Origin of the sequence: Blastococcus sp. PRF04-17, from assembly GCF_023016265.1 — a bacterium.
Taxonomy (GTDB): Bacteria; Actinomycetota; Actinomycetes; order Mycobacteriales; family Geodermatophilaceae; genus Blastococcus_B.
The window spans coordinates 292,561-308,775 of sequence record NZ_CP095412.1 but is presented as its reverse complement, the minus strand read 5'-3'; the positions used below and the strand labels follow the sequence as shown (position 1 = coordinate 308,775).

Annotated in this window: 14 protein-coding genes; 2 read left to right on the top strand and 12 right to left on the bottom strand. The window is 73.3% G+C overall.

Translation table 11 applies throughout. The annotated features are described in order from the left end of the window. Positions 1 to 41: 41 nt before the first annotated feature. From whiA to MVA48_RS01550, 5 genes are all read right to left on the bottom strand, one after another. Positions 42 to 1,022, bottom strand: a complete 981-nt coding sequence (gene whiA, locus MVA48_RS01570) for a DNA-binding protein WhiA (protein WP_116450417.1) — start codon at positions 1,020 to 1,022, stop codon at positions 42 to 44. Positions 1,023 to 1,114: 92 nt separating this feature from the next. Further along, entirely contained in the window at positions 1,115 to 2,056 is a 942-nt protein-coding gene (locus MVA48_RS01565) for a gluconeogenesis factor YvcK family protein (RefSeq protein ID WP_246985025.1), read from the bottom strand. 38 nt (positions 2,057 to 2,094) lie between these two features. Further along, the gene (gene rapZ, locus MVA48_RS01560; RefSeq protein WP_246985022.1) at positions 2,095 to 3,036 is read right to left on the bottom strand and encodes an RNase adapter RapZ; all 942 of its coding nucleotides are present in this window, start codon (positions 3,034 to 3,036) and stop codon (positions 2,095 to 2,097) included. Continuing rightward, the gene (gene uvrC, locus MVA48_RS01555; protein WP_246985012.1) at positions 3,033 to 5,036 is read right to left on the bottom strand and encodes an excinuclease ABC subunit UvrC; all 2,004 of its coding nucleotides are present in this window, start codon (positions 5,034 to 5,036) and stop codon (positions 3,033 to 3,035) included. Before uvrC ends, rapZ begins: the two co-directional genes overlap by 4 nt. Positions 5,037 to 5,569: 533 nt before the next feature. Then, a complete protein-coding gene (locus tag MVA48_RS01550; protein WP_246985010.1) occupies positions 5,570 to 7,522 on the bottom strand; it encodes an HNH endonuclease signature motif containing protein in 1,953 nt (650 codons plus the stop codon). Between the two features lie 168 nt (positions 7,523 to 7,690). Between MVA48_RS01550 and MVA48_RS01545 the strand changes: the two genes are divergently transcribed. Further along, positions 7,691 to 8,146 (top strand): hypothetical protein, encoded by a 456-nt coding sequence (locus tag MVA48_RS01545; protein WP_246985008.1) that lies wholly within the window; start codon positions 7,691 to 7,693, stop codon positions 8,144 to 8,146. Between the two features lie 7 nt (positions 8,147 to 8,153). Here the strand turns inward: MVA48_RS01545 and uvrA are convergent, their stop codons facing one another. Both uvrA and MVA48_RS01535 read right to left on the bottom strand, forming a co-directional pair. Then, positions 8,154 to 11,045 (bottom strand): excinuclease ABC subunit UvrA, encoded by a 2,892-nt coding sequence (gene uvrA / locus MVA48_RS01540; RefSeq protein WP_246985006.1) that lies wholly within the window; start codon positions 11,043 to 11,045, stop codon positions 8,154 to 8,156. A 10-nt stretch (positions 11,046 to 11,055) separates the two neighbouring features. After that, positions 11,056 to 12,585 carry an amidase gene (locus tag MVA48_RS01535; RefSeq protein WP_246985004.1) on the bottom strand — a complete coding sequence of 510 codons (1,530 nt, stop codon included), beginning with the start codon at positions 12,583 to 12,585 and terminating at the stop codon, positions 11,056 to 11,058. A gap of 49 nt (positions 12,586 to 12,634) precedes the next feature. Between MVA48_RS01535 and MVA48_RS01530 the strand changes: the two genes are divergently transcribed. Then, the gene (locus tag MVA48_RS01530) at positions 12,635 to 13,315 is read left to right on the top strand and encodes an MBL fold metallo-hydrolase (RefSeq protein WP_246985002.1); all 681 of its coding nucleotides are present in this window, start codon (positions 12,635 to 12,637) and stop codon (positions 13,313 to 13,315) included. Here the strand turns inward: MVA48_RS01530 and MVA48_RS01525 are convergent. The 5 genes from MVA48_RS01525 to MVA48_RS01505 form a co-directional block, all read right to left on the bottom strand. Further along, positions 13,282 to 13,701 carry a hypothetical protein gene (locus MVA48_RS01525; protein WP_246985000.1) on the bottom strand — a complete coding sequence of 140 codons (420 nt, stop codon included), beginning with the start codon at positions 13,699 to 13,701 and terminating at the stop codon, positions 13,282 to 13,284. The genes MVA48_RS01530 and MVA48_RS01525 overlap by 34 nt on opposite strands. A gap of 115 nt (positions 13,702 to 13,816) precedes the next feature. After that, on the bottom strand, positions 13,817 to 14,098 hold the full coding sequence (locus MVA48_RS01520; protein WP_246984999.1) for a hypothetical protein: 282 nt from the start codon (positions 14,096 to 14,098) through the stop codon (positions 13,817 to 13,819). Between the two features lie 138 nt (positions 14,099 to 14,236). Next, on the bottom strand, positions 14,237 to 14,440 hold the full coding sequence (locus tag MVA48_RS01515; RefSeq protein WP_246984996.1) for a DNA glycosylase AlkZ-like family protein: 204 nt from the start codon (positions 14,438 to 14,440) through the stop codon (positions 14,237 to 14,239). A gap of 77 nt (positions 14,441 to 14,517) precedes the next feature. Beyond that, positions 14,518 to 15,279 (bottom strand): SDR family NAD(P)-dependent oxidoreductase, encoded by a 762-nt coding sequence (locus MVA48_RS01510; RefSeq protein ID WP_246984994.1) that lies wholly within the window; start codon positions 15,277 to 15,279, stop codon positions 14,518 to 14,520. A gap of 20 nt (positions 15,280 to 15,299) precedes the next feature. Beyond that, positions 15,300 to 16,202 carry an acetamidase/formamidase family protein gene (locus tag MVA48_RS01505; protein WP_246984992.1) on the bottom strand — a complete coding sequence of 301 codons (903 nt, stop codon included), beginning with the start codon at positions 16,200 to 16,202 and terminating at the stop codon, positions 15,300 to 15,302. Between the last annotated feature and the right edge of the window lie 13 nt (positions 16,203 to 16,215).

The following is a 16,215-nucleotide window of genomic DNA, read 5'->3' as shown; positions in this document are numbered from 1 at the left end:
CGGCCTCGCTCACGCGAAACCCTATCTGCCGCGCGGCGACCTCACTGAGCCAGCATGTCGTCGGTGACGACGGATTCTGTGTCGGGGATCCCGAGGTCCTTCGCGCGCTTGTCCGCCATGGCCAGGAGACGCCGTATGCGGCCGGCCACGGCGTCCTTGGTCATCGGCGGATCGGCGCGCTGACCGAGCTCCTCGAGCGAGGCCTGGCCGTACTCCAGACGCAGCCGCCCGGCGACGAGCAGGTGCTCGGGGGCGTCGTTGGCCAGGATCTCCAGCGCGCGCTCGACGCGGGCGCTGGCCGCGACGGCCGCGCGGGCCGAGCGGCGCAGGTTGGCGTCGTCGAAGTTCGCGAGCCGGTTGGCGGTGGCCCGGACCTCGCGGCGCATCCGCCGCTCCTCCCAGGCCAGGACGGCGTCGTGCGCCCCCATGCGCGTCAGCAGGGCGCTGATCGCGTCGCCGTCCCGGATGACCACCCGGTCGGCTCCCCGCACCTCGCGGGCCTTCGCGGGGATGCCGAGCCGTCGTGCGGCCCCGACGAGCGCCATCGCGGCCTCCGGGCCGGGGCAGGTGACCTCCAGCGAGGAGGACCGGCCGGGCTCGGTGAGCGAGCCGTGGGCGAGGAAGGCACCGCGCCAGGCCGCCTCGGCGTCGTTGATCCCGCCGGACACGACCGCCGGGGGCAGCCCGCGGACGGGCCGGCCCCGCTGGTCGACCAGCCCCGTCTGCCGGGCCAGTCCCTCGCCGTGCTTGGCGATGCGGACGAGGTAGCGCACGCCGCGGCGGATGTTCCCGCCGGCGAGCACGCTCACCCCGCTGGTGTAGCCGTAGACCTCGCTGATGTCGCGGCGCAGGCGTCTGGCGACCGAGCCGGTGTCGAGCTCGGCCTCGATGACCACCCGGCCGCCCACGATGTGCAGGCCGCCCGAGAAGCGCAGCAGCGCCGTGACCTCCGCCTTGCGCTCGGAGGTCTTCGTGCACTCCACGCGTGAGAGCTCGTCCTTGACCATTGCGGTCATCGCCATGTGCGGCTTCCCTTTCCCCCTCGTACCGACGGCAGCGCGGTCAGCCGGCTGCCGTCGTCAGCTCCGATACCCGATCGGACACCCGTACTCCTTCACCGCGGACCGACCACTCCGGCGACGACGCCGGCCAGCACGGCGGACAGACGCTCGGGATCGTGCCGTGGCGCGCCGCCTTGCTCGGCCACCGGTGCCAGCACGAGCTCGGCGCCGAACTCACGTACCGCAGACAGGAGACCACGGCGGTCAACCACCGAATCAGCATCGGCGATCACGGTGTGCAACGCCACTCCGGACAGGTGCGCCTGCAACACGCTCAGATGCTCCTCCGGTGAGAACCCGTCGGTCTCCCCTGGCTGCGGCTCCAGGTTCAGCACCACGACCACCCTGGCCTGCGCGTCGACCAGGGCGGCGCGCAGTTTCGGCACGAGGAGGTGCGGCAGTACAGAGGTGTACCAGGAACCGGGACCCAGCGAGACCACGTCCGCCGCGGCGATGGCATCGAGCACCGCCTGGTTCACCGGAGGGTCCGGTGGTGAGACGAGGATCTCGCGGACGTGACCGGGTGTCGTGGCGATGGCGACCTGCCCGCGGATGGTCCGGGCGCGCTCGGGATCGTCGGGGTCGGTGCTCTCCACCCGGGCGACGAGATCCAGCGGGACGTCGGCCATCGGCAGCACCCGTCCGCAGCAGTCCAGCAGGTCGGCCAGCTCGTCGAGAGCTCGGACGGTGTCGCCGCCGTGCATCTCGGTCAGCCCGGTGAGGACGAGGTTGCCGACGGGATGCCCGGCGAGGGCGCCGGCGCCTCCGAGGCGGTGCTGGAGCAGCGCCGCCAGGTCCGGTCCGCGCACCCCGTCGCCCGCCAGTGCGGCCAGCGCCATGCGGAGGTCCCCGGGCGGCAGCACGGGCATCTCGCGCCGGATGCGGCCCGACGAGCCGCCGTCGTCGGCCACCGTGACGACGGCGGTCAGCTCGGAGGTGACGCGGCGCCACGCCGCGAGCGCCGCGGCCAGCCCGTGCCCGCCCCCGAACGCCACTACCCGGGTGGTACCGACCCGGGTGTCGGCCCGCTGCACTACTCGCGACCCAGGTCTCGGTGCCGCGCGGCGGCGGCCACGCCCTCGGCCTGCAGCCGCCGGGCGAACTCCTCGGCGATGGCCACGCTGCGGTGCTTGCCGCCCGTGCACCCGACGGCGAGGGTCAGGTAGCGCTTGCCCTCGCGGCGGTAGCCGGGGATGAGCAGCCGGAGGACGTCGACGTAGCGGTCGAGGAAGTCCGCGGCGTGCGGCTGGCCCAGGACGTAGTCGCGCACGTCGGCGTCCTGCCCGGTGTGCGGGCGCAGCTCCGGGATCCAGTGCGGGTTCGGCAGGAACCGGGCGTCGACGACCAGGTCGGCGTCCAGTGGCAGGCCGTACTTGAAGCCGAAGCTCATGACGGTCGCCGTGAGCGGCGGGGTCTGCCCGTCGCGGGCGAAGGCGTTCTCGAGGGTGGCGCGCAGCTGGTGGACGTTCAGGTCGCTGGTGTCGACCCACAGGTCGGCCTCGCCGGCGATGCCGGTCAGGAGGGCGCGCTCGGCGGAGATGCCGTCGATGAGCGTGCCGCTGCCCTGCAGAGGGTGCTCGCGCCGGTTGGACTCGTAGCGCCGCACCAGCACCTCGTCGCGGGCGTGCACATAGACGACCCGCGGACGGTGGCCGGCCTCGGCCAGGATGCGGATCGCCTCCTGCAGGTCGCTGGAGAACGCGCGACTGCGGACGTCGACGACCGCGGCGAACCGGCGCAGGTCGCCGCGGGCGCCGAGCCGCACCATCGGCAGCAGCAGCGCCGGCGGCAGGTTGTCGACGACGAACCAGCCGAGGTCCTCGAGCACCCGGCCGGCGCTGAGCTTGCCCGCCCCGGACAGCCCGGTGACCACCACGACGTCCAGCGGCGGGGTCTCGGTGGTCGCCGGGTCCAGCGCCGGGGGGACGTCGCTCTGCGGGCCTGCGGGATGCCCCTGGCCGGTGTCGGTGCTCACGAGGCCACCCTGCCGACCTCGGCGGTCGTGCCCGCGCCCGGGGTCGGTTCGCCGCGCTCCCCGGGGCCGCTCGGCGCGGTCACCGACTCGGCCGGCTCGGCGATCGCGGCCTGGACCGCCTCGGCCGTCCGCCGGCCGATGCCCGGCACCGCCATGAGCTCCTCGACGGTGGCGGCACGGAGCCGCTTGAGCGAGCCGAACTGCTTCATCAGCGCCTTCCGTCGCGACTCCCCGAGACCGGGGACGTCGTCCAGCATCGAGACGAGCATGCTCGTCGACCGCTTCTGCCGGTGGTAGGTGATCGCGAAGCGGTGGGCCTCGTCGCGGACCCGCTGCAGCAGGTAGAGGGCCTCCGACGTGCGCGGCAGGATCACCGGGTCGCTCTCGCCGGGCAGCCAGACCTCCTCCATGCGCTTGGCCAGGCCGCAGACGGCGACGTCCACGATGCCCAGCTCGTCGAGCGAGCGGCCGGCCGCGGCCACCTGGGGAGCGCCGCCGTCGACGACGAGCAGGTTGGGCGGGTAGGCGAACCGCCTGGGTCGCCCCTCCTCGGCCGCGATCCCCTGCTCGTCGCGCCGGTCCTGCTCCTCCTTGAGGTGGCGGGCGAACCGGCGGCGGACGACCTCGGCCATGGCGGCGGTGTCGTCGGTGGCGGAGGTGACGCTGAACCGCCGGTAGTCGGACTTCTTCGCCAGGCCGTCCTCGAAGACGACCATGCTGGCGACCACGTTGGTGCCCTGGACATGGCTGATGTCGATGCACTCGATGCGCAGCGGCGCGTCGGGCAGCTCGAGCGCCTCCTGCAGTTCGCTCAGCGCGAGGCTGCGCGCCGTGAGGTCGCTGGCGCGCTTCACCCGGTGCCGGGCGAAGGCCTCCTTGGCGTTGCGCTCGACGGTCTCCATGAGGTTGCGCTTGTCGCCCCGCTGGGGCACGCGGAGGCTGACCCGGCTGCCGCGCAGCTCGCTGAGCAGCTCCTCGTAGACGTCGGCGTCGTCGGGCAGCTCGGGGACGAGCACCTCCTTGGGCACCGTCTCCCCGGCCTCGGTGGCGCCGGTCTGCTCGTCGACGCCGCCGTAGACCTGCAGCAGGAACTGCTCGACCAGTTCGCCGGTCGTGACGGCCTCGACCTTGTCGACGATCCAGCCGCGCTGCCCGCGCACCCGGCCGCCGCGGACGTGGAACACCTGGACGGCGGCCTCGAGCTCGTCCTGCGCGAAGGCGATGACGTCGGCGTCGGTGCCGTTGCCGAGGACGACGGCCTGCTTCTCCATGGCGCGCTTGAGGGCGCCGAGGTCGTCGCGGAGGCGGGCGGCCTTCTCGTACTCCATCGCCTCGGCGGCCTGCGCCATCTCCCGCTCGAGGCGCTTGACCATCAGGTCGGTGCGCCCGGCCATGAAGTCGACGAAGTCGTCGACGATGCGCCGGTGCTCGTCGGCGCTGACCCGGCCCACGCACGGAGCCGCGCACTTGCCGATGTACCCCAGCAGGCAGGGCCGGCCGATCTGGCCGGCCCGCTTGAAGACGCCGTTGGAGCAGGTCCGTGCCGGGAACACGCGGGTCAGGGTGTCGAGGGTCTCGCGGATCGCCCAGGCGTGGGCGTAGGGCCCGAAGTAGCGGACGCCCTTCTTCTTCGGCCCGCGCATCACCTGCAGCCGCGGGTACTCCTCGTTCAGCGTGACCGCGAGGCTGGGATAGCTCTTGTCGTCCCGGTACCGGACGTTGAAGCGCGGGTCGAACTCCTTGATCCAGTTGTACTCGAGCTGGAGGGCCTCGACCTCGGTGCCGACGACGGTCCAGTCGACGCTCGCCGCGGTCGTCACCATCTGGCGGGTGCGCGGGTGCAGGCCGGCGACGTCGGCGAAGTAGCTGTTCAACCGCTGGCGCAGGCTCTTGGCCTTGCCGACGTAGATGACGCGGCCGCTCGCGTCGCGGAACCGGTACACGCCGGGTGACTCGGGGATGCTGCCGACCGCCGGGCGGTACGTGGACGGGTCGGCCATGGCTCCAGACTAGGTCGGGGCTCCGACACGATGCCGGGCGTCCCGGCTCGCCCGTCACGCCTGTCCCCGCAGTTCTCTCGACCGCCGCTGCGCCCTCGGGCCGTGCGGATCACCGTCGTGCGGATGGCCGATCGCCGCCCGGCTACACCGCGATCGTCGCCAGGTCGGACTCGAGCAGCTCCCGGTCCTCGTCGTCGGCGATGACGACGTACCTCGCGCGGCGGATCGCCTCTTCCGCTTCCGCCGTTCGTCCGGCCACCGCGTGTGCGCGGGCGATCGCCTCGCGAGGAGCCGGCGAGAAGCCGGGCGGCGACCTCCTGCTCGCCGTCGGCGGCCAGCCACGTGCGGACGGCGTCGAGCGGGACCCCGGCGCCGCGGAGCCGGGCGATGAGCCGGGCGCGTGCGGTCGTGGTGCCGTAGCGCCTGGGCGGTGAGCCCGACCTCGCGGGCGAGTTCACCCACGCTGAGCCTGTCCATGGCCGGGACCGTAGGACCCTGCCGCGCAGCAAGGTCCAGCGTCTCGCCCGGACAGGTCAGTACGGGGGAGGCGTGGTGACCGCGGTCAAACCGGTGGGCGTGGTGACGGTCAGGGCGCCGTCGGGCGCGAGCGCGTGCCGCCATCCGGGCGCCTGGTGCTTGCCCCGGTGGTGGCCGGTGCAGTAGCCGGCGAGATTCCGGGCACTCGTCGGCCCGTCCGGGTACCGACGGTCGTGGTCCAGCTCCCCGCCGCGAGGCACACGGCGACGGCAGCCGGGGAAGCGACATCGCCGGTCCCGGGCGCGGACCCAGCGGTCGAGCGGCGCGGACGGCCGGTAACCGCCGGTCGGACCTGGCGGCCCGAGAGCCGCACCGTTCGCCGCCGCCCGGCGCATCGCCGGCAGGTCGGTGAGCGCGACCAGGGCACCGGTCAGCGCGTCGGTGAGCAGGATCCGCGGCCGCTCGACCAGACCCCCGCCACCCGTGGCGGCGAGCAGGTCGGCCAGCCAGGCGCGCCGCTCGTCGGTCGTCACCCGGAGGGCGGTCACGGCGTCCTCGGCGGCGGTGACGCGTCCACCCGGACCGTCCCGCCACTCCGACTCGTCGCCGGCGTCCGCAGCGCGTGCCGCGCGGACCAGCTGACCGGCCCGCGTGAGCGCCTCGTGGGCGCGCAGGACCGCCACGCCGGCGTCGTCCACGGCCCGGTCGGCGGTCGCCCACCACCCGCCGGTGTCAGGTCGGGGCGGCGTCGGCTCTCCGTGCGGCTGCGGAGGACGGTCGAGCGGGTCGTAGGTGAGGAAGTCGGGGTCACGTGCCGCCGGATGCGCCAGCTGGCGGGTGAGGACCTCGGCTTCCCACGCGGCGAGCAGCTCGCCCTCGAACTGCTCCCACGCGGGTCCGGACCCCTGAGCGGTATTGGCGCCGTCGCTCTCCTCGCCGTCGCTCTCGTCGCCGTCGCTCTCCGCGCCGTCGCTCTCGTCGCCGGCGGGGGCGGGGCCGGAGGGTGCTGCGCCCCGCGGGCCGAGGGCACGGACGAGCTCGCGGATCATCTCGGCGGGGACGACGGTGCCGTCGATCTCGCCGGGCTGGTCGCCGCCGGCCAGGGTGCCGACCGAGGCCACGACGTGCAGCAGGATCTGCACCAGCGGCAGATTAGTTTCGCCGGGCCGCAGCACCAGGTCCATCGCGCAGTCGGCCATCTTCTGGCTCCGGGTGCGCGGGGGCGCGTCGGGGTCGTCGTCGAGCGCGTCGGCGCACTGACCCAGCGCCTGCACGAACGCCCGGGCCTCGGGTGTGGTCAGCAGGAGGGTGACCGCGGCCATGCCGTCGGTGCGGCCCGCCGCGAGGTGCACCCCACGGTCCCGGATGGCCTTCTCCAGGTTGCGAGCGGCGGCGCGGGCGTCGCGTTGCAGCACCACCCGGCGGGCCTTGTCGGCCAGCTGGCCCGGGGAGGTGACCCGGCCGTGCATCCAGCGCAGCAGTTCGGCCTCCACCTCGGCCCGGATGGTGTCGTCCTCGATCGGGGCGACCTTGTCCAGCAGCGCCCACAGGTGCCCCGGGTGCAGCGCCCCTGCCTGCAGCGCGGCGTGGGTACCCGGCAGCCGGTGCACCAGGGTCAGCGATCGCTCCAGCAGCCCGTCGGCGGCCTGCTGGGACAGGGACAGGGCGACCACCAGTTCCTGGCCGGCCCATTCGCTGACGTCCCGCAGGATCTCAGCCCGCGCCGCCCATCGGTCGGGGCTCATCGCCCCGGGCTCGCCCTGCGCCCGGTCGGCCGACGCCGGCCGGGTGGCGGCGAACTCGGCCACCTTGCGCGCCCGGACCGCGGTCAGCCGGGCGATCTCCCGGTCGCAGTCCTGGATCTCCCCCAGCACCCCGTCGGCGCGGGCCACCGGCGGGGCGAACTCCGGCCACTCCGTCGAGGCGCGCTCCGCGGATCTCCGGCGGCGGTGTGCGCGAGCGCGGCGGCACGCCTCGGCGTACCACTCGTCGGGCGCCGCCGTCTCCATGTGTTCGATCATACGTTCGAACACCTGGCCGGTCAAGGGGATGTGCGCAGCTCAGGGCGCCTGTGGACAACCGGCGCCCGGGCGACGCCGGCGCTCCAGGATGTCCCCGTGGCGAGCGGACGTCGGACATCGGTCGTGGATCCGTGGGGGTGCAGGTGGACCGTCCGGGTGCGACGTGACCGCTTCGCCACGCTCGACCCCACTGCCGGCCGACCGTGCCCCGAGCTCCAGCAGCGGCTCGGTCCTGCGCTGGCTCCCGAGCCGTGCGCGGAGCGGGGTGAACCTCCCGGGCACATCGGCGTGGAGGCCGCGGAGCTCGAGTACTGGACGGACACCCTCGGCGAGGTCGGCGGCTACGGCGGTCTCCTCGGACTCTTCCCAGCGATCCGGAAGGGCATCGGTGCGCTGGCGGGCGCGTCGCACCGCACCTGGGTCGTCCGGCTCCACGCCCGCGGCCGCATCCGCCGCGGGGCGATGTGGCGAGCAGCGGGGAAGGTCGAGTCGGGGATCGCCGCCGCGCACGTGGCCGACGCCGTCCGCACGGGGCAGGTGCCCCACCCGGACGGCGCCGCGCTGATCGACGTCGTCGACCACCGCCTCACCGTGTACGGCGTCCGGCGGTGACGGCGGATCAGCTGGCCTTCTTGCGGCTCCGCTTCTTGGGTGCGCCCGCCGCCGCGACGGCGTCCGGGTCGAGGATCGTCGCCAGGTACCGGCCGGTGTGGCTCTCCGGCACGGTGGCGATGAACTCCGGCGGCCCCTCGGCTACGACCGTGCCACCGCGGAAGCCGCCTTCGGGACCCATGTCGATCAGCCAGTCGGCGCTCTTGATCACGTCGAGGTTGTGCTCGATGACGATGACCGAGTTGCCCTTGTCGACCAGTCCCTGCAGGACCTGCAGCAACTTGCGGATGTCCTCGAAGTGCAGCCCCGTCGTCGGCTCGTCGAGCACGTAGATGCTGCGCCCGTTGGAGCGCTTCTGCAGCTCGCTGGCGAGCTTCACCCGCTGCGCCTCACCACCGGACAGCGTGGTCGCCGGCTGCCCGAGCCGGACGTACCCGAGCCCCACCTCGGTGAGCGTGCGCAGGTAGCGGGCGATCGCCGGGATGGCGGCGAAGAAGTCCGCCGCCTCCTCGATCGGCATGTCGAGGACCTCGGCGACCGTCTTGCCCTTGTAGTGCACCTCGAGGGTCTCCCGGTTGAACCGGGCGCCCTTGCATACCTCGCATGGGACGTAGACGTCCGGCAGGAAGTTCATCTCGATCTTGAGCGTGCCGTCACCGGAGCACGCCTCGCACCGCCCGCCCTTGACGTTGAACGAGAACCGGCCCGGCAGGTAGCCGCGCATCTTCGCCTCGGTCGTGCTGGCGAACAGCTTGCGGACGTGGTCCCACACCCCGGTGTAGGTCGCCGGGTTCGACCGCGGCGTGCGGCCGATCGGTGACTGGTCGACGTGCACCACCTTGTCCAGGTGCTCGAGCCCGGTCACCGTCCGGTGCCGGCCGGGGACCATGCGGGCGCGGTTCAGCTCGTTGGCCAGGACGGTGTAGAGGATGTCGTTGACCAGGCTCGACTTGCCCGAGCCGGAGACCCCCGTGACCGCGACGAGCATGCCGAGCGGGAACGTCACGTCGACGCCCTTGAGGTTGTGCTCGCGGGCGCCCTTGACCACCAGCTCGCGGCCCGGCGTCGGCTCGCGCCGGTCCTTCGGGATCTCGATCGCCCTGCGACCGGAGAGGTACTGCCCGGTCAGGGACCGCTCGCTGGCCTTGAGGTCCTTGAGCGAACCGCTGACGACGATCTCGCCGCCGTGCTCGCCGGCCCCCGGACCGATGTCGACGATCCAGTCGGCGACCTTGATCGTGTCCTCGTCGTGCTCGACGACGATGAGCGTGTTGCCCATGTCGCGCAGCCGCACCAGGGTCTCGATCAGCCGGGTGTTGTCCCGCTGGTGCAGCCCGATCGACGGCTCGTCCAGCACGTACAGGACGCCGACCAGACCGGACCCGATCTGCGTGGCCAGCCGGATGCGCTGCGCCTCGCCACCGGCGAGCGTCGCGGCCGGGCGATCGAGCGACAGGTAGTCCAGGCCCACGTCGACGAGGAACGACAGCCGGGCCTGGATCTCCTTGAGCACCCGGTCGGCGATGGCCCGCTCCCGCTCCCCCAGCTCCAGTGCGTCGAGCCACTCGGAGGCGTCGCCGATGGACAGTCCGGTGACGTCGGCGATCGAGCGACCGTTGAGCTTGACCGCGAGGATCTCCGGCTTGAGCCGGGTGCCGTGGCACACGGGACAGGGCACGTCGCGCATGTAGCCCTCGTACTTGTCCTTCATGTACTCGCTGTCGGTGTCCTCGTGCCGCCGCTCGAGGAACGGCAGCACGCCCTCGAACGCCGCGTAGTAGCTGCGCTCGCGGCCGTAGCGGTTCTTGTAGCGGACGTGCACCTGGTCCGGCGAGCCGTGCAGGATCGCCTTCTGCGCACGAGCCGGCAGCCGCTCCCAGGGCTCGTCCATCGAGAAGCCGAGCTGGGCGCCGAGCCCTGTCAGCAACCGGGTGAAGTACTCGTTGCTCATGGACGTCGACCACGGCGCGATCGCGCCCTGCGCGAGCGACTTCTCGGGGTCGGGGACGACGAGCTCCGGGTCGACCTCCTTGCGGGTGCCGATGCCGGTGCACTCGGGACACGCGCCGAACGGCGAGTTGAACGAGAACGACCGCGGCTCGAGGGCCTCGAACGACAGCCCGTCGTCGACGCACGCAAGGTGCTCGGAGAAGGTGCGCTCCCGGTGGGGGTCGTCCTCCGCCAGGTCGACGAAGTCGAGCACCACCAGGCCGCCGGCCAGCCCGAGCGCGGTCTCGACCGAGTCGGTGAGCCGGCGCTTGGCGCTCTCCTTGACCGTCAGCCGGTCGACGATCACCTCGATCGTGTGCTTCTCCTGCTTCTTCAGCTTCGGCGGCTCGGTCAGCGGGTGCACCACCCCGTCGACCCGCACGCGGGAGAAGCCCTGGGTCTGCAGCGAGCTGAACAGGTCGACGTACTCGCCCTTGCGCGCGCGGACGACGGGGGCGAGCACCTGGAACCGGGTGCCCTCCTCCATGCCCAGCACCTGGTCCACGATCTGCTGCGGCGTCTGCCGGGAGATCGGCTTGCCGCAGTTGGGGCAGTGCGGCTGACCCGCGCGGGCGTACAGGAGGCGGAGGTAGTCGTAGACCTCGGTGATCGTGCCGACCGTCGACCGCGGGTTGCGGTTGGTCGACTTCTGGTCGATCGAGACGGCCGGGGACAGTCCCTCGATGAAGTCGACGTCGGGCTTGTCCATCTGCCCCAGGAACTGGCGGGCGTAGGCCGAGAGCGACTCGACGTAGCGGCGCTGGCCCTCGGCGAAGATCGTGTCGAAGGCCAGGCTCGACTTGCCCGACCCCGACAGCCCGGTGAAGACGATGAGGGCGTCGCGCGGCAGGTCGAGGTGGACGTCCTTGAGGTTGTGCTCGCGGGCGCCGCGGACGACGAGGCGGTCCATGTGATCCCTGTCAGTCGCTGAAATCAGATGCATCGATCGAGGCCAAGGCCCCGGACCGGAGTGCTGTTCCCTGCCCCCCGGCGTGCCCCGGTGTCGCGCCCGTCACTCGTGCCGCGCGGCGCGCCGTGACGAGGCGCGACGGGTCACGCGGCCGAGGCGGCCGAGGAAGCGGTGGGGTCGAACACGGGCGCGTAGCGACGCCAGGGGTGGCGGCGTTCCAGCTCTCCGGCCAGCCAGAGTAGTCGTCCTTCGGCCCCCGGGGGCCGACGAACTGGACCGAGAGAGGAAGCCCCTCCGGCCGCGTGCCGGCCGGCAGCACGGTCGCCGGGAGGCCCGCGTAGTTCCACGCCGCACCCCACGGCGCCCAGCGCATGTTCGCCGCCATGTTGGCCGCCCAGGACCGCTCGTGCCACGGCCGCGCAGGCAGGGGCGGGCCGGCCGTGATCGGGCTGAGGAGCAGGTCGACGTCGTCGCCGAAGAAGGCGGTCATCCGGTCGCGAAAGCGTTCCTGGGTGCGGGGGCGGATCAGCCCGGCCCGGCGGATCATCCGGCCGAGCCGGGCATGGGTGCGGGTGCGCGGCTGGAGGTCGGCCGGGTCGATGCCGAGGTGCTCGGCGTCGTCGTGGGCGCCAGCGAGCCAGCGCGCGATGGCGGCCGCCCCTGTGGCGTCCCCGATCGGGGGGTCGCGCCGGACGACGGTGTGACCCGCGTCGACGAGAACCGCCACGGTGCGGTCGACCGCCGCCAGAGCCTCCCGGTCGGCACGGACGCCGCGCAGGGGTGAGCGCGTCGACACCGCGACCCGCAGCGGGCGGCCGGGGTCGGGCAGCGGGCCGGGTTCCTCCCCCGCCATCACCGCGTGGGCGACGGCGAGGTCGCCGACGGTGGTCGCGAGCGCACCGTTCTCCGCCATGCCCGACCAGTCGTCGCGTCCGATCCCGGCGGGGACCACGCCGCGGCCCGGCTTCAGGGTGACGAGACCGCAGGCCGCGGCCGGCAGGCGCAAGGAACCCATGCCGTCGTTGCCGTGCGCCAGCGGCACGCAGCCGGACGCCACGGCAGCGGCGCTCCCTCCGGAACTCCCCGCCGCCGACCGTGCCGTGTCCCAGGGGTTGCGGGTGACGGTGCCAGGGCCGTCGGTGGCGGCGTAGAGACACAGCTCCGGCACGCGGGTGATGCCGACGACCACCGCGCCGGCCCGGCGCAGGCGGGCCACGACGGCGTGGTCCTTGTCCTCCGGGCCTCGTGTGCACGCCGGGGAGCCGTCGGTGCAGACCTGCCCCGCGACGGCGACGTTGTCCTTGACCGCGATCGGCACCCCGGCCAGCGGCAGCGCGAAGCGGGCCAGCGCGGTGTCGATCGCCTGCGCCTCGGCGAGCGCCTCCTCGCGGCGGACGACACGGAAGGCCCCGACCCGCGCGTCGACCGCGTCGATGTGGTCGAGGTGCGCCCGGACGACGTCCACCGCCGGAACCTCACCGGCGCGCACGAGCGCGGCGATCTCGACGGCGGGCAGCCCGACGACTCGGCTAGCGTCCATGGCTCTGGACCGTAACGGCGACCGCCGACACTTTCCGAACGGAGTCCCGATGAGCCAGACCTACACTGGCGATACCTACACCGGCGATGTGGCGGTGGGCGGCCCGCCGGACGTCCGCGAACTCCCCGGCCTGACCATCTCCAAGGTCGCGGTGAGCGACATGGCCAACAACGCCTACCTGCTGCGGGACACCGCCACCGGCCAGGCGCTGCTCGTCGACGCGGCGGCCGAGCCGGAGACGCTGCGCGGGCTGATCGGCGACGCCGACCTGCGCACGGTGGTCACGACGCACGGGCACTGGGACCACCACCGCGCGCTGCCCGACGTCCTGCGGGCGACCGGCGCCCAGGCGGTCGCGCACGCGGCCGACGCCGACGACCTCCCGGTCGACGTCGACCGGACGGTCGAGCACGGCGACACCGTGACCGTCGGCGCGCACACCCTGGAGGTCGTGCACCTGCGCGGTCACACGCCGGGCAGCATCGCGCTGGTCTACCGGGCGCAGGGCGACGGCGGCGTCCACGTCTTCACCGGCGACAGCCTCTTCCCCGGCGGCGTCGGCAACACCCAGCAGGACCCGGAGCGCTTCGCCAGCCTGATCGACGACGTGGAGCAGCGGCTCTTCGACGTCCTCCCGGACGAGGCCTGGGTCTATCCGGGGCACGGCAAGGACACCACCCTCGGCACCGAGCGCCCTCACCTCGCGGAGTGGCGGTCCCGCGGCTGGTGATCCGGCAGCTGTGCGGACAGCGCGGCCATGCGGGCGGACTGCCGGGCGAGCACGGCCCCCACCACCACGACGACCGCGAGCACCAGGCCCGTGGAGATCAGGGCGGCCGACCACGTGAAGGTCCCCACCGCGGCCACCAGCGCCCACAGCGCGACGACTACCACCACGAGACCGGCGAGCCAGCGCCACAGCAGCCGCACCACGCGCTGCTCTTGCTCGAGCAACGGCCGCCAGACCGCCGGGTCGGCGTCCTCGGGCAGCCGGCCACTGCGGAGCGCCGTGCGGAACTGCCCGACCCGCTCCGCGCCGCCCATCCGGCGCCGGTGCCAGCGCGCCACGACGAACGCCGCCGCGAACGAGGCCAGCATCGGCGGGAGGGGCCGCACCCAGTCGGGGTCCTCCCCCACCAGCCAGGCGCCGCCGAGGACGAGGACGACGTAGACCGCGCCGAGCAGCGGCAGCGCGACGGCCAGCCGCCCCGCCGAACTCAGGCCGCGCAGCTCAGTCCTCCTCGAACAGTTCGATGATCCGGTCGGCCGGCTCGGCCATGTAGAGCGGCACGACGGACACCGTCCAGTCGGGCCGCTTGTCGTCGATCTCGACGGCGAGATCCCAGGCCATGCGGGCGGCGACGGGCCCGAAGCACGCGTCGTCCCCCTCCTCGCCCACGGCGACCTCGACCAGCCACTGGTCGGACAGGTCCGCGGCCAGCTCCGCGAAGTCCGGCGGCGACTCGTCGTCGGGTTCCTCGGTGTCGGCCAGCACGGGATAGATGAGCGCCATGGCCGAACGCTAGCGGGTCAGCAACCGCACGTCGTGCGCACGACCAGCCCCCGGCGCCGCCCTGGAGCGGGACGTGATCGGCGTCGGCCACCACGGGCGGACGGTCCGCATGCGACAGGACGACGTCGTCGTACCCGGTCAGGAAGCGGACCGGCGCGGGGGTCCCGGGGTGACCGTGTGGAGCGTCGTCCGCACCAGCTGCGTCCGGACGACCGCACGCGCGGTCATCAGCCCGTCCAGCTCGCCCGGCTCGAAGCCGGCCAGCCGGTCCCGGAGCGCGAGGTGCGGGACTCGCGGCACCTGCGCCTGCAGCCCCACGAGGTGCTCCAGCGTCGCGGCCACCGGCCGGTGCACCCGCTCCAGCAGCTGCTGCCGGGCGAGCGTCGCCCGCCCCAGGGCGCGGCAGTCCAGGACGTCGGTCAGAGCTGGATGCCGTGGCTCAGGGCGCCGTCCACGAGGAGGTGGGTCCCGGTCGTGAAGGCCGACACGGGACTGCTGAGGAAGACGACGGCCCGCGCCATCTCCTGCGGCGTCCCCATCCGTCCCGTCGGGTTCTGCGCGAGCTGGGAGGCGTAGAGGTCGGGCATGTTCTGCTCGGCGCCGTGCCAGAAGCCGCCCTCGAAGTACGTGTTGCCGGGCGAGACGACGTTGGCGCGGACGCCGCGGCCGGCCAGCTGGTACGCGAGCCCCTTGACGTAGCCGAGGATCGCCGTCTTCATCGTCGCGTAGGGTCCCGCCGCGAAGTCCGCCTCGCGCCCGGAGACGCTGGAGATCGCCACGATCGACCCGCGGCCACTGGCCTCGAGGTGGGGCAGCGCGGCCTTGGCCAACCGCACCGTGTGCATCAGGTCGGTCTCGAAGCTCGTGTACCAGTTCTCCTCGGTGTCCGGGACCGCGATCGCGCTGACGTTGGCGACGACGGCGTCGAGCCCGCCGAGCCGCCCGGCCGCCGCGTCGACCCAGCCGCGCAGGGCCGCGCCGTCCCGGACGTCGACCCGGACGCCGCGCACCCCCGCCCCACGGTCGGCCAGCTCCTTCTCGGTCGTCTCGATCTCTCCGGCGTCCCGGGCGCAGAACTCGACCGCGGCCCCCTCGTCGGCGAACGCCTCCACGATCGCCCGGCCGATGCCGCGGGTGCCACCGGTGACGAGCACGCGGGAGCCGGTGAGCTGCAGGTCCATGACTGGGTCCTCTCGGTGCGTCACAGCAGGGACGCTGCGCGACTGCGCAGCTCGTCGTGCAGGCCGCCGTAGGCGGTGGCCCCGGGCAGGAGCGCCTTGCGCGCCTTCAGGACGGCGCTGTAGTTGGCGTCCACGACGTTGGCGATCGGCGCCTCGGTGAGCTGCGAGAGCAGCTGGTACGCGTCCATGGGGTGCAACCCGTAGAGCTCCCCGAACCAGCGCACGAGCTCCACCATCCCGATCCGCCAGGCGTCCTCCATCGGCCGGCTGGAGCCCACGGTCATCCAGTGCGTGTCGTCCTCCAGCCGCGGCCAGAGCGGCGCCCCACCCTTGATGAGGTCGACGATCAGCGTCGTCGTCATGGCGCCCTCGACCGCGGTTCCGCAGGCCTCGCCCTCGCCCTGCCGGTAGTGGCCGTCCCCGATGGAGAACAGCGCGCCCTCGACGTTGACGCCCAGGAAGCAGGTCGTGCCGGGGCGCATCTGCGGGGTGTCCATGTTCCCGCCGAACCGCTCGGGCACCAGCGAGCTGCGCACCTCTCCCCCGGCCGGCGCGACCCCGACGGTGCCGAGCATCGGCTCGACGGGCAGTTCGACGGAGAAGTCGGTGCGGCCCGCCGCGAACGTGACCGTGTTGCGCACCCGGTCCAGCTCGTAGATCCAGGTGGTGTCGGGCAGCGGCTCCTGCAGCGTGGCGACACGGTCGGTGCTGGTCAGGCCGCCGAAGAACGGGATCGTGGCCGACGCGCCCCAGTCCCGCGCCGGTTCCATCGCCACGAAGTGCAACGCGAGGGTGTCGCCCTGCTCGGCGCCCTCCACCCAGAACGGCCCCGTCTGCGGGTTCACGAAGCGAAGGTCGACCTTCTCGCTGCTGAGGTCCTTGGTCGACCGGAGGGCCCCGTTGAAGGCGTCCTCGGACCACACCCGCAGCGCCGTC

Excerpts from the sequence above, each read along its gene's own strand:
- MVA48_RS01535 (WP_246985004.1), bottom strand. The coding sequence starts at position 12,585 with ATGGACGCTAGCCGAGTCGTCGGGCTGCCCGCCGTCGAGATCGCCGCG.
- MVA48_RS01520 (WP_246984999.1), bottom strand. The coding sequence starts at position 14,098 with ATGGCGCTCATCTATCCCGTGCTGGCCGACACCGAGGAACCCGACGAC.
- MVA48_RS01510 (WP_246984994.1), bottom strand. The coding sequence starts at position 15,279 with ATGGACCTGCAGCTCACCGGCTCCCGCGTGCTCGTCACCGGTGGCACC.
- uvrA (WP_246985006.1), bottom strand. The coding sequence starts at position 11,045 with ATGGACCGCCTCGTCGTCCGCGGCGCCCGCGAGCACAACCTCAAGGAC.
- whiA (WP_116450417.1), bottom strand. The coding sequence starts at position 1,022 with ATGGCGATGACCGCAATGGTCAAGGACGAGCTCTCACGCGTGGAGTGC.
- uvrC (WP_246985012.1), bottom strand. The coding sequence starts at position 5,036 with ATGGCCGACCCGTCCACGTACCGCCCGGCGGTCGGCAGCATCCCCGAG.
- MVA48_RS01530 (WP_246985002.1), top strand. The coding sequence starts at position 12,635 with ATGAGCCAGACCTACACTGGCGATACCTACACCGGCGATGTGGCGGTG.
- MVA48_RS01550 (WP_246985010.1), bottom strand. The coding sequence starts at position 7,522 with ATGGAGACGGCGGCGCCCGACGAGTGGTACGCCGAGGCGTGCCGCCGC.